Raw genomic sequence first — 12,557 nt, forward strand, 5'->3', positions numbered from 1 at the left:
CCGGGCCCCCCCGCGCGCGCGGGGGGGGGGGGGGGGGCCGCCGCCGGGCGGGGGGCCGGGGCCCCCGGGGGGCCCGGGGGGGGGGGGGGGGGCGTGCGCTGGGCGCGGGTCCTTGGTGGGGCTCCGCCCCACGCCCCGCTCCTCAAACGCCGGAGGGGCTGATTTTGCCGGCCCGGTCCAGATTTGTTGGCCCGGTCAAGATTTGTCGGACCAGTCCAGATTTGTTGGCCCGGTCCGGGGCTGGGGGATGGGTGAGACTGGTGGGGTGAGAAGTGAGAACACGCCCTTTGTGGGTGGGCCGCTGGATGGGCAGGTGCTGGCCGTGCTGGTGGGGCCGACCGGGCATCCGCCGAAGTGGTACGAGGTGCCGGTGCCGGGGGACGACGGCGGGGTGGCGACCGTGTACGCGTACCGGCGGGAGCCGCACGGGTACACGAAGCGGCTGGGGATCCAGCGGGGGTGGAAGTACCTGTACGCGCCGGAGGGCCGGGAGCGGCGTGAGCTGAAGTGGCCCTGGTCGAAACCGGAGGGGCGGGGAGACACGCCGTAGCGGCCGGGGAGTCCGCCACGACGAGTGATCGGGTTGGGCCGATGCGCGCACCTCGTCAGGCGGGCGGGGCCGGGCGCCCGCACGGTCGGGGGGACGGGTGGGCGGGCCGCCCGTCGGCGGAGGTGATGAGGTGGCGGGCAGAGTGCGGTGGGCTGTCTGTACGGCGACCCTGGCGACGACCGCCGTGTTGTGGGGGCCGGTGACCACGGGGGCGGCATCCGGGCCCGGGTGGGCCGCCGCGCTCGCGCCCGGCTGGGCCGGATCGGGGCAGGCCGACGCCAAGGGCGCCCTCCGGCCCGCGTACAAGGACGCTCCCAGGTCCGGGCCCAAGGACGCCCCCCGGCCCGGGCTCATGGGCGCTCCCGAGCCTGCCCTCAGGGGCGACTCCGAACGCGGTCCCACGGGCGGAGCCCCCGCCGGAAGCCCCACCCCGACCACGGGCGGGCCGGGGCACGCGCCCGGGACCGGGACCGGGACCGCGGCGGGACCGGGTGGGCGTACCGGCGCGACCGGCGATTCCCCGGGAGCGGTGGTCGGGGCGGGAGCGGCCCGCGACGGGACGGCCGCGCCTGTGGCGGGGCGTCCGCCCGGGGCCGCGCCCCCCGCCGTCGCCGTCGCCGACGCCCTCACCCGGCTCCGGGTCCTCTACCGGCAGGCCGAGGACGCCCGCGCGGACCATCGCGCCTCCGAGGACCGGCTGCGGAAGCAGCGGGCTCGGACGGCGGGGCTCGGGCAACGGCTCGGCCGGGCGCGGAGTGCGCTGCTGGACAGCAGGGCAGCCGCCGGGCGGCTGGCCCGGGAGCAGTACCAGGGGCGGTCCGAGCTGTCGCCGCACCTGCGGCTGCTGCTCGCCCGGGACCCTCGGCACGCGCTGGACGAGGGGCATGTGATGGAGCGGGCCGCCGCCTACCGGGTGTCCACCGTGACCCGACTGGCGAAGGACGCCAAGCGGACCGCTGCCCTGGCATCGGCGTCCCGGAAGGCGCTGGCCCGGGAGCGGGTACTCGCCCAGCGGCAGCAGCGGGCGAAGGAGACGGCGGAGAACCGGCTGCGGGCCGTCGAGCAGTTGCTCGCCTCCCTCACGGACGAGCAGATCGCGGCCCTGGCCGATCCCGCCGCCCCGGCCGCATCCGCCGACCGGGACGACCCCGCCGGCCGGGACGGCAGAGACGACAGGGACGAGGCGAGCACCCCCGGAACACCCGGCGGCCAGCCGAGCACCCCCGGAGCGCCCGGCGACGCCGCCCCTGGCACACCCGGTGGCCAGCCGGGCCCCACCGGCCCCCGGACGCCCACCGCATCCGGCGGCGAGGCCCTGCGGTACGCGGTCGGCCAGATCGGGAAGCCGTACGTCTGGGGCGCGGCGGGCCCGCAGGCGTACGACTGCTCGGGGCTGACCTCGCGGGCCTGGGCGGCGGCCGGTGTGGAGATCCCCCGGACCAGCCAGGAGCAGTGGGCGCGGCTCACCCGGGTGCCGCTGCGGTCGCTGCGCCCCGGCGATCTGGTGGTCTACTTCCCCGGGGCCACCCATGTGGCGATCTATCTGGGCGGCGGGATGGTGGTCCAGGCCCCGCGCCCCGGTGCGAAGGTCAAGGTATCGCCCCTGGCGGCGAATCCGCCGCTCGGCGCGGTCCGTCCGGACCCGGCGGGCAGCCCGCTGGCCGAGTACACCCCGCCGCGGCTCCCCGAGGGCGCCACAGCGGGGCCGGACACCGGCTACTCGGGGGCGGGCGCCCCGGAGGCCGCGGCGACCTCGCCCAGATAGGCGTCGGCGAGGACCGGGTCGTAGAAGAAGTTCTCGAAGTCGGCGGGGTCGTTGAACCCGTTGGCGATCCGGTCGGCGACCGGCTGGAGCTGTCCGGCCGCGCCGATCAGGTTCAGTACGTGCTCCGGCGGCGGCGCGAGCATGGCGTTCGTCCACTTGGTGACGTGCCGCGCGGTGTCCCAGTAGCGGTCGAACGCGGACCGCATCCACTCCCCGTCGAACGGCTTGTCGCCGTGCTCCACGATCGAGGTCAGATAGGAGGCGGCGCACTTGGACGCGGAGTTGGAGCCCTGCCCGGTGATCGGGTCGTTGGCGACGACGACGTCCGCGACCCCGAGCACCAGTCCGCCGCCGGGCAGCCGCCCGACCGGGTTGCGTACGGTCGGGGCGTACCGCCCGGCGAGCGTGCCGCCCGCGTCGGTCAGCTCGACCTTGGTGGCGCGGGCGTACTCCCACGGAAGGAAACGTTCCAGCAGCTCAAGTGTGAGCGCGAGATGCTCGGCGGGGTCCTTGATGCCCTGGAAGACATCGAGCGGGCCGCCGGGGACGCCCTCCCAGAAGAGGATGTCCGCGCGGCCGGAGAGGGTGAAGGTCGGCATCACGAACAGTTCGCCGACACCGGGGACCAGATTGCAGCGGACCGCGTCGAACTCGGGGTGCTCAGGGCGCGGGCCCAGGCCGTGCACATAGGCGACGGCGAGCGCGCGCTGGGGGGCGTCGTACGGGGAGCGGGAGGCGTCCCGCCCGAACATGGAGACCAGTTCGCCCTTGCCCGCCGAGACCATGACCAGGTCGTACGTACGGGAGAAGTAGTCCAGATCGCCGACGGCCGCGCCATGGATGACGAGCTGTCCGCCGCGCTGGGCGAAGGTCTCCATCCAGCCGGCCATCTTCACCCGCTGGTCGACGGACTGGGCGATACCGTCGAGTTTGCCGACCCAGTCGACCAGCCTCTGGGACTCCGGCCCGGCGACGGAGACGCCGAGGCCCTCGATCCTCGGGGCCTGGGACTCCCAGAAGTTGATGCCGAGGTCGCGCTCGTACTGGAGCGCGGTGTGGAACATGCACTGCGTCGACATGACCCGGCCGGACCGGATCTCGTCGGCCGTGCGGTTGGACATCAGGGTGACCTCGTAACCCTTCGACTGGAGGCCGAGGGCGAGCTGAAGACCGGACTGACCGGCTCCGACTATGAGTATCTTCCGCATCCGGAGAATCTCTTTCGTATGGTCCGAGCTGTTGGGGGCCGCCGGACTGCGCAGAATTTATTCGGGGGTGGCTTCGAGCGCATGGGAGGCCAGTTCGAGCAGTGACTCGATCACGGTGATCCGGTTGCGCGCGTCCATGATCACAATCGGGACATGGACCGGTATGGTCAATGCCTCCCGCACGTCCGCCGTGTCGAACAGCTCCGAACCGTCGAAGTGATTGACGGCCACGATGTACGGCAGCCCGCTGCTCTCGAAGTAGTCGAGCGCGGGAAAACAGTCCGACAACCGCCGGGTGTCGGCGAGCACGACCGCCCCGACCGCGCCGCGCGCCAGGTCGTCCCACATGAACCAGAACCGCTGCTGCCCCGGCGTGCCGAAGACGTACAGCACCAGATCATCGTCCAGCGTGACCCGGCCGAAGTCCATCGCGACGGTGGTGGACAGCTTCTCCGGCGTCGCGGTGAGATCGTCGAACTCCTCGCTGGCCTGGGTCATCAGCGCTTCGGTCAGGAGCGGAGTGATCTCCGAAACCGTCCCGACGAAGGTCGTCTTGCCCACGCCGAAGCCCCCCGCGACCAGGATCTTGGCGGCGGTGGGGGCCCGGGTGTGATCGAGCTGCCAGGACCGGGGGCCCTCGTCGGCGGCGGAACGCTGCCGCGGCAGCCCGGAACCGCTTGGCGCGGGCAGTGTCTCAGAGGCGGCGGAGTCCACTCAGCACCCTTTCGAGCAGTGCGCGTTCGGGTCGTCCCGGGCCGTGCCCGGTACCGTACACACGGATCTTTCCCTGATCGGCGAGGTCGCTGAGGAGCACCCTGACCACGCCGAGCGGCATCTGGAGCAGCGCCGAGATCTCGGCGACGGTACGCATCCGGCGGCACAGCTCGACAATCGCCTGGAGTTCGGGCATCACCCGCGAGGAGAGATCGCCCTGGGGCAGCTCTCTGCGGTCCACGGGCGCTTCGAGCGCGGGCGGTTCGAGCGCGGCCACGAAGGTCTCGACCAGCAGCACATGGCCGAAGCGGGTGCGGCCACCGGTGAGCGAGTACGGGCGGACCCGGGCGGGGCGGCGGTTCTCGCCGCGCACCGGAAGTCCGGAGGACGACGACGTTGTCACCGCGTGCCCCCGAGCGACTGGCGCAGCTCACTGCGGAGTTCGGGGGTCAGCACATGTCCGGCGCGGCCCACGAAGAGGCCCATGTGGTATGCGACGACGGACATGTCGCAGTCGGCCTCCGCGTGCACGCCGAGCAGTGAGCCGTCGCTGATCGACATGATGAACACGCAGGCTTCCTCCATCGCGACCATCGTCTGCCTGACGCCGCCGCCGTCCATGAGCCGGGCCGCGCCGATGGTCAGGCTGCCGATCCCGGAGACGATGGTGGCGAGGTCGGCGCTCGACCCCTTGGGGCCGTCCGCACGGGGGCCGCCCGTCGCGGGAACGTTCTGATCGGGGTCGGATGACAGCAGCAGCAGGCCGTCCGACGAGACGACGGCGACCGAGCGCAGCCCTGGCACCTCCTCCACCAGATTGCTCAGCAACCAGTGCAGATTGCGGGCCTCGGTACTCAGGCCGAACGTGCCGGTCGCAGTCAACTGCGTGCCTCCTCGACTGTGTCCCCCGCTTCTTCGGTTGCCGTTCCGGCGATCTCCGCCTCGGCCTCCCGGCGGCCCTGATCGGCCCCCCGCTGGAAGCCGCCGAGCCTGCGGCGCAGGGCGTCGGCATCGATGCTGCTCTTGCGCTCGCCGGGTGCGGCGGCCGGCTTGACGACCTTGGGCGTGCGCTTGGGCAGGCCCTTGTCGGTGACCTTCTCCCACGCGGGCGCGGGCCCCGCCACGGGACCGGGCGCGACCGGGGCCGGGGCCGGCTGGGACCCGGGGGTCTCCGGTTCGCCGTAGGGGTAGCTGTACGAGTCCGGCTGCGCGTACGGCTGCGGCGACGGCGGCTGCGGCTGCTCCTGCTGCTGTTCCTGCGACGGGGTGTGCGGCGCCGGGTCGGGGTGCGGGTACGAGTCCGGCTCGGACAGGGGCCGGGCGTACGGGTCGGGGTCGGACCGCGTGTACGGCTCGGGGTCCGGCTGGGTGTACGTCTCCGGGGCGGGCCCGGGCTGCGCGTACAGCTCGGGCCCGGGCTGGGCGTACGACTGGGGCTGGGACGGGACCCCGCCCCCGTACGGCTCCGGCTCCGGCTCCGACGGCGACTCCGGCAGCCGCATCTCGTACGTCGTCTCGTATGTCGACTCGTACGTCGACTCGTACGTCGCTTCAAACGCCGACTCGTACGACGTCTCGTACGACGTCTCCTCGGTGCCCCGGCGCTCCGGGCCCTCGTCGGCCGTCCGCTCGTGCGTCTCGGGCTCCGCGGCGCGTACGGCCGCCTCGGCGGCCTCCACCAGCGGGTCGACCAGCGGGATCGGCCCGGTCTCGGCGGGTGCGTCCGGCTGGGGCGCGGGCAGCGGTACGCGCGGGCTGCTCGGCAGCGCGTTGGAGTTGGCCTCGGCGACCGAGCCGGGCAGTTGCACCGCCGGGCTCGACCCGGTGTCCGACATGCTGGGGCCGCTCCCGGCGGGCGGCTCCTTGGGCAGCAGGGCCCCCGGCAGGACGACGACCGCGGTGACCCCGCCCTGCTTCTGCTCGCGCAGCTGGACCCGGACACCGTGGCGCGCGGCGAGCAGCGCGGCGACCCGCAGGCCGAGGCCCTCGGTGTCATCGCCGGTGGGAGCGGCCTCGTAGGCTTCCGGGTTCTCCAGCCGGGCGTTCAGCTCGGCGAGCCGCACGTCCGTCATCCCGATGCCGCTGTCCTGGACGGAGAGCATCACCTCGCCGCTCTCCAGCAGCCAGCCGGACAGCTCGACCTGGGCGTCCGGCGGGGAGAACGAGGTGGCGTTCTCCAGCAGTTCGGCGACCAGGTGGCTGAGGTCGTCCGCGGCGAACCCGGCGACCTGGGCGTGCGGCGGCAGGGACTGGATGACGACCCGCTCGTACCGCTCGATCTCGCTGACGGCGGCGCGCAGCACATCGACCAGCGGGACGGCGCCCGAGTGGGCGTGGCCGTGCTCGGCCCCGGCGAGCACCAGCAGATTCTCGCTGTGGCGGCGCATGACGGTGGCCATGTGGTCGAGCTTGAACAGGGTGGCGAGGCGCTCCGGGTCGTGCTCGCGCTCCTCCAGCTTCTCGATGACGCCGAGCTGGCGCTCGACCAGACCGAGGGTGCGCAGGGAGAGGTTGACGAAGGTGTGGTCGACGGTGTGCCGCAGCCGCCGCAGCTCGGCGGTCAGTTCCTCGGTGCGCAGCCGGGTCTCGGCGCGCTCGGTGGCGAGTTCGGCGGTCAGCGCGTCGCGGGCGTCCGTCAGCCCGCCGTGGTCGCCCTCCAGGCGCTCGGCCCTGGCGCCGAGGTCCCGCACCCGCTCGTGCAGGGTGTTGAGGGACCGTACGACCTGGGCGAATTCGTCGTTGCGGCCCGTGAAGCCCACGGGCTCCTCGGTCTCGGGGGAGGCCGCGAGCCGGGCCGCGCCGAGCCGGAGTACGGCGAGCGGCCGGGTGAGCGTACGGGCGACGGCCGCGGAGACGCCGATGGCGAGCAGCACCAGTGCGCCGAGGATCGCGATCCGCGCCTCCAGCGCGGTGACATCGTCGTCACGGAGCTTTTCGAGGCTGGCGATCCGGTCGGAGGCGAGGGAGGACTCCACACCGCGCATCTGCTCGATACGGGCGGTGAGCGAGGACTCCACCTTGGCCCGGTTGGACTCGCGGTCGCCATCGGACAGCTCGGGCCGGTCGGTGAGCTTGGCGAGATAGCTCTCGGCGCTCTTGACCTCGGCGCCGGTGACGGTGGCGGCCAGCGAGTCGCGGGCCTCCTTGCCCGCCGCCTGGTCGAAGTCGGCGAGGGCGGCCAGTTCGCGTACCCGGGACTGCTGGGCGGCGGCGCTGAGGGCGTCGCGGTTCCGTGCGGCGGCCTTGTCGCCCTCGCCCTCCTCCCGCTCCGGGAGCCCGGTGACCGGGTCGATCGTCTCCTTCGGCGGCTCGGACGGCACGGCGAGCGCGGCCATCAACTGGCCGCGGGTGGCCGCCGCCTGCTCGACCGCGATCCCCAGCTCGACGGGGGCGCGGGAGTTGCCCGGCGCGCGCGGCGGGGTCTTCTCGGCGAGTTCCCCGGCGAGCGCGTGCAGGGAGCCGATCACGGCGGTGTACGCCCGGTGGGCCTCGATCGCCGTGCCCTCGGTCAGCGCCGTGCGGCGGACGGAGGGCACGGTGGCCAGCTCACGGCGCAGTTCGGCCCGGTCGTCCGGCATGACCGTGCGGATCTCGTCGATCTGGCGGTCCACCCGGGCACTGCGGGTCGGGGTGATCTGGCGCCGGTCCTTCTTCGCGCCCTTCTGCGCCTCGCGACCGGCCGCGATGTAGGCCGTGACCTCGTCGCGCTCGTCCGAGAGCGAGTGGGCGAGGGTGACGGCCTGCCGGTTGAGCCCGGCGAGATCGACCAGCCGCTGGGACTCGGCCAGTTCGGCGGAGGTGGCCAACAGGCCGGGGGTACCCGCCGCGATGACGACCAGACTGACGACGGCGACTCCCGCGACCAGCCGGCTGCGTACGCGCTTGGCACGGCCGCGCGCGGCAGGGACGGGCGAGTGCTGCTGTGCCTGGAACGTCTCAGGGACCAGGGGGGCCTGAGGCCGCTTCTTCTGCACCGGTGCTCGCAATCCTGCTTGACTCGTCCACCCTTTGAACCGTGCCGGAGAGATGACGACCGGTCACACACATGATCCCGACCTCTGGCACGACTTCAGACCATTCCAGTGCTTTTGGGAGGGAGGCGCGCAGTCGGCCGCTCCGCCACCTGAACGAGTGAACATCACTGAGGAGTTGGCGAACAACTCCTCTCGGTTGCCGACGGGGGTGCCGACGGGACGCGGACTGGATCTTCGGGCCGGGCTTTGGCAGGATGCGCGCCCGCAGCGCCCCACCGGGTGCGCCCGAGCCGTCGAACACGCCCCGTACAGCCTCTGACCTGCCCGTACGGGTCGATGTCACGGTTGTACAGACGATGTGAACGAGTCATGCAGACTGGGGATCATGCGTATCGAACTCGCCACCTCCCCCGGCTCCCCCGAACGCCCCAACGAGGACTGGGCATCCGTTGCTCTGCCGGCGGCGGGCCGGGGCGGATCGCTCGTGGTCCTGGACGGGGTGACTCCTCCCGAGGGGGAGTACGGCTGTGAGCACGGCGTCCCGTGGTTCACCGCGCGGCTCGGCGGCGCGCTGCTCGAACTGTCCGCTTCTCGGCGGGATATGCCGTTGGTCGAGATTCTGGCCATGGCAATCCGGCGCACCGCCGACGCCCACCGGAACACCTGTGACCTTTCTCACGTGAGAACGCCCCAGGCGACGGTCGCCCTCGCCCGCTGGGGCGGGCCGGCGGACGAGGTGGAGCATCTGGTGCTCTCCGACTCGGCGCTGCTGCTCGAATCACCGGCCGGGGAGGTACGGGCGGTGCTCGACGACCGCCTCGACCGGCTGCCCAGGGAGCTGCTGCGCACCCACGCCTCGGCGGACGCGCTCCGCAACACGGAGGGCGGCTTCTTCACCGCCGCCGCCGACCCGGCCGTCGCGTCCCGCGCGGTGACCGGTACCACGCCCCGCGCCGAGGTACGCGCGGTGGCCGCGCTGACCGACGGGGCGTCGCGGTGGGTCGACATGTTCGCGGTCGGCGGGTGGGCGGAGTGCGTGGGCGTGCTCCGCAAGGAGGGGGCGCAGGGGCTGATCGACCGGGTCCGTGAGGTGGAGACCGCGCGGGCGGCGCGGGGGGACGTCCTCCGCTGGAAGCTCCACGACGACGCGGCGGCGATCTTCGTCGAGCTATAGCCCTGCCCCCCGGGGCTCCGCCCCGGACCTCCCCCTACGCCCTTGCGGGCGTGGAGGTGCCCCCACCTACGCCCTGCGGCGTGGGGGGACCCCCAGCGCCTCAATCGCCCCCAGGGCTCCGCCTGGGAGGTACCCCCAGGCGAGGCTGGATTTCCGCTGCTTTCGGCCCGGTGGGGTGAGCAAGATCAGCCCGTCCGGCGCTTGAGGACGGACCCTGAGCCCGGTGGGGCTGGGCTGGTGCGAGGGTGGGCAAGATCAGCCCGTTGGGGGTCCCCCCGGACGAAGTCTGGGGGAGATTGAGGACGGACCCTCACGCGCCGGGGCGGAACCGACTGGACCGGGGGCCGGACCGAGGAGCTGGGGCTTGGGCAGGCCCGGGCCCTCAGGGCGCGGGGGACTCGTCCTCCTGGCCCGCCTCCCCCTGGCTGACATTCAACTGGTGGAGAAGCCGCGCAAGCTCCGCGATCTCACGCCGGTCCCAGCCCGCCAGGTTCGCCGCGTGGCGCTCGCGGCGCACATCCCTCACACGGCGGAACCGCTCGCGGCCTTCTTCGGTGAGCCGTAGGAGTGAAGCCCGGCCGTCCGCCGGATCGGGTTCGCGGGCGACCAGACCCACCTCTTCGAGGGCTCGGAGCTGACGGCTCATCGTCGCCTTGCCGACACCGAAGTACCCGGCGAGATCGGTGCCCCGCAGCGGGCCGGACTCGTCGAGGCGGACGAGGAGTCCGTAGGCCGCGGCCTCCAGATCGGGGTGGAGCAGCCGCGCCATCTCCCCCGACGACGCCCTCGCGCGGCGCAGAAAGACGGCCAACTCCCGCTCCAGCGCGAGGAATACCTGGTCCACGCCACCCCCGCCCCGGGGGCCCGTCCCGCTCCCCGTACCGCTTCCGTGCACGTCAGCACCCCTCGTACGCTTTCCGAATCCTGAAAGTTTCCGCCGCGGTTCCCCATCGCCGCAGCTCGGTCAGTATTTCGCAGGCATAGACCAACGGCGGCACCCGGCACCTCTTCCACGGGGGTGTTCTCCGTGCGTAGCGTCAGGTCTGGCATGTGCAGACCATATTGCTCCATCGCGGTATGACCGGCGCTCCGGCTGCGATCCCCCCATGAGGTCTTCGGAGGCACGCTGTGTCCGTGGAAAGATCCGGAACGACCGTTCCCCTCAGTTCGCCGAGGAGACCTCGCCGTGCACTCGTCGCAGTGACAGGCGCTCTCCTCGCAGTCCATTCCCTCCTTCTCACCCTTCCCGGTACGGCCGCGGCCACCGGTGTCCCACCGGACATCCCCCCACGGGGCTCGGCCCAGATGGGCATGGGCGTCATCGAGCACGACGGCCAGGGCGACCTGCCGCCCGAGACGCGTGCCGCCCAGTCCGAAGGTGTCGATGTCTCCAGCCACCAGGGCGATGTCGACTGGCCGGCACTGTGGAGCAGCGGTGTGAAGTGGTCGTACGTCAAGGCCACGGAGGGCACCTACTACAAGAACCCCTACTTCTCCCAGCAGTACAACGGCTCGTACGACATCGGGATGATCCGGGGCGCGTATCACTTCGCCACGCCCGACACGGCGACCGGCAGCGCCCAGGCCGACTACTTCATCGACAACGGCGGCGGCTGGACCCCGGACGGCAGAACCCTGCCGGGCGCGCTGGACATGGAGTGGAATCCGTACGGCGCGGACTGCTACGGCAAGTCGCCGTCCGCGATGGTGGCCTGGATCAGGGACTTCCTGAACCAGTACAAGGCCCGCACCGGGCGGGACGCGGTGATCTACACCGCGACGAGCTGGTGGGACCTGTGCACCGGGAACAGCACCGCGTTCGGTGCGAGCAATCCGCTGTGGATCGCCCGCTACAACACCACTCCGGGAACCCTCCCGGCCGGCTGGGGCTTCCACACGATGTGGCAGTACACCTCGACCGGGCCGCTCGTCGGTGACCACGACAGATTCAACGGGGGCCTCGACCGGGTCGTGTCCCTCGCGAACGGCTGACCAACCGTCCCCAGCCGACACCCCGACAACGACCCCCTGAACGCCCGACACCCCCGACAACCCCGACAACCCGTCCGACCACTACCCCTCGAAGACCGCCCCGTGCTTCCCCTCTGGCCCTGACCACCCGGTCAGGACCAGTGCGCGGGGCGGTCCAGCGTCCCCGGCAGCCGGGTGGCCGCGTCCCCGGTGGCCGCTTCGACCTGCGGCTGGGTGAGGAAGAAGGCGCCGGTCAGATCGGCACCCGACAGATTCGCGCCCCGTAGATCCGCGCCGATCAGATCGGCGTTCCGCAGATCGGCGCCGGTCAGATCGGCGGCGATGAGATACGCGCCCCGCAGGGTGGCTCCCCGCAGATCCGCGCCCCGCAGCCGCGCGCCCATCAGATCGGCGCCCCTGCGGTTCTTCTTCCGGCCGCGCCCGGCCGACCCCGCCCGGACCAGTTCGCTCGTCCGCAGCAGCAGTACGTCGACCCGCCGCCGGTGCGCGGCCACATCCAGCGCGAGCAGCGCGTCCGGGCCCAGCTCGGTGAGCGCCTCGGTCTCCGTCAGCAGTACGCGCAGCTCACCCCGGAGCGAGTGCGCCGGGCGGAGGGCGAGCGCCTCGGTGAGATACCAGAGGAGTTCGCGGAGCTGCCGTACGACGGGGAAGACCGCGAACATACGGCCCGCGGTCCGAGGGGCCCGCCGCCAGTCCTCGCCGCCGAAGGTGTGCCGTGAGACCTGCTGGCCCGCGCCGAAGCAGTCGTACACCGTGCAGCCGGGGAAGCCGCTGGTCCGCAGCCGGGTGTGGATGCCGCAGCGGAACTCGGTGTTCAGATTGCGGCAGGGCGTCCCGGCGTCCTTGTCGACGGCGAAGTCCGCCGACGCGGCGAAGGGCAGGGCGACACAGCACAGCCCGAAGCAGTTCCCGCAGTCCGCGCGCAGCTCGCGGTTCCCGGTCCGCCGGGCGGTCGTGTCCATCGCTCCATTGTGACGGAACGGTGAAGGCGTCCCGGTCCGGGCGGACGGGAAGGACCCCCGGTGCACGGGCACCGGAGGTCCATCACCGGACATCATCCCGATCCGGGGGGCGCCGGTCCGGGTTTTGGCCGAAGAGGCTGTTCACGCCGGGGGATCAGCCCCTTCGGCCGTACCGATCGGTGCCCGTCGGTGCGCATCGGTGCCCGTGGGTACCGATG

The 12,557-nt window shown here is 72.6% G+C and carries 11 protein-coding genes; 4 read left to right on the top strand and 7 right to left on the bottom strand.

From position 1 onward, the window contains the following. Window positions 1-265: 265 nt before the first annotated feature. Both ACWF94_RS07000 and ACWF94_RS07005 read left to right on the top strand, forming a co-directional pair. Window positions 266-550 (top strand): hypothetical protein, encoded by a 285-nt coding sequence (locus ACWF94_RS07000; RefSeq protein WP_453485463.1) that lies wholly within the window; start codon window positions 266-268, stop codon window positions 548-550. 529 nt (window positions 551-1,079) lie between these two features. Beyond that, window positions 1,080-2,315, top strand: coding sequence for an NlpC/P60 family protein (locus ACWF94_RS07005; RefSeq protein ID WP_453485482.1), 1,236 nt, complete (start codon window positions 1,080-1,082; stop codon window positions 2,313-2,315). Here the strand turns inward: ACWF94_RS07005 and ACWF94_RS07010 are convergent. From ACWF94_RS07010 to ACWF94_RS07030, 5 genes are read right to left on the bottom strand one after another with little or no spacing between them, the layout of a single operon-like run. Further along, window positions 2,267-3,523: a styrene monooxygenase/indole monooxygenase family protein gene (locus ACWF94_RS07010; RefSeq protein WP_453485465.1), complete on the bottom strand. Its 1,257-nt coding sequence runs from the start codon at window positions 3,521-3,523 to the stop codon at window positions 2,267-2,269. The two genes, ACWF94_RS07005 and ACWF94_RS07010, sit on opposite strands and share 49 nt — an antisense overlap. A 57-nt stretch (window positions 3,524-3,580) precedes the next feature. Beyond that, complete coding sequence (locus ACWF94_RS07015) at window positions 3,581-4,237, bottom strand: GTP-binding protein (RefSeq protein ID WP_453485466.1); 657 nt, start codon at window positions 4,235-4,237, stop codon at window positions 3,581-3,583. After that, window positions 4,218-4,640, bottom strand: coding sequence for a DUF742 domain-containing protein (locus tag ACWF94_RS07020; protein WP_453485468.1), 423 nt, complete (start codon window positions 4,638-4,640; stop codon window positions 4,218-4,220). Before ACWF94_RS07020 ends, ACWF94_RS07015 begins: the two co-directional genes overlap by 20 nt. After that, complete coding sequence (locus tag ACWF94_RS07025) at window positions 4,637-5,119, bottom strand: roadblock/LC7 domain-containing protein (RefSeq protein WP_453485470.1); 483 nt, start codon at window positions 5,117-5,119, stop codon at window positions 4,637-4,639. Before ACWF94_RS07025 ends, ACWF94_RS07020 begins: the two co-directional genes overlap by 4 nt. Continuing rightward, the gene (locus ACWF94_RS07030) at window positions 5,116-8,211 is read right to left on the bottom strand and encodes a nitrate- and nitrite sensing domain-containing protein (protein WP_453485472.1); all 3,096 of its coding nucleotides are present in this window, start codon (window positions 8,209-8,211) and stop codon (window positions 5,116-5,118) included. Before ACWF94_RS07030 ends, ACWF94_RS07025 begins: the two co-directional genes overlap by 4 nt. Before the next feature lie 385 nt (window positions 8,212-8,596). On the opposite strand from ACWF94_RS07030, the gene ACWF94_RS07035 reads away from it, so the two are divergent. Continuing rightward, window positions 8,597-9,385 carry a hypothetical protein gene (locus tag ACWF94_RS07035; protein WP_453485474.1) on the top strand — a complete coding sequence of 263 codons (789 nt, stop codon included), beginning with the start codon at window positions 8,597-8,599 and terminating at the stop codon, window positions 9,383-9,385. A gap of 382 nt (window positions 9,386-9,767) precedes the next feature. On the opposite strand, the gene ACWF94_RS07040 is transcribed toward ACWF94_RS07035, so the two are convergent. Beyond that, the gene (locus ACWF94_RS07040; RefSeq protein WP_453485476.1) at window positions 9,768-10,280 is read right to left on the bottom strand and encodes a MarR family winged helix-turn-helix transcriptional regulator; all 513 of its coding nucleotides are present in this window, start codon (window positions 10,278-10,280) and stop codon (window positions 9,768-9,770) included. 233 nt (window positions 10,281-10,513) lie between these two features. On the opposite strand from ACWF94_RS07040, the gene ACWF94_RS07045 reads away from it, so the two are divergent. Continuing rightward, complete coding sequence (locus ACWF94_RS07045; protein ID WP_453485478.1) at window positions 10,514-11,377, top strand: lysozyme; 864 nt, start codon at window positions 10,514-10,516, stop codon at window positions 11,375-11,377. Between the two features lie 131 nt (window positions 11,378-11,508). Here the strand turns inward: ACWF94_RS07045 and ACWF94_RS07050 are convergent, their stop codons facing one another. Further along, the gene (locus tag ACWF94_RS07050) at window positions 11,509-12,339 is read right to left on the bottom strand and encodes a pentapeptide repeat-containing protein (RefSeq protein ID WP_453485480.1); all 831 of its coding nucleotides are present in this window, start codon (window positions 12,337-12,339) and stop codon (window positions 11,509-11,511) included. Between the last annotated feature and the right edge of the window lie 218 nt (window positions 12,340-12,557).

Source organism: Streptomyces sp. NPDC055078, assembly GCF_053607985.1.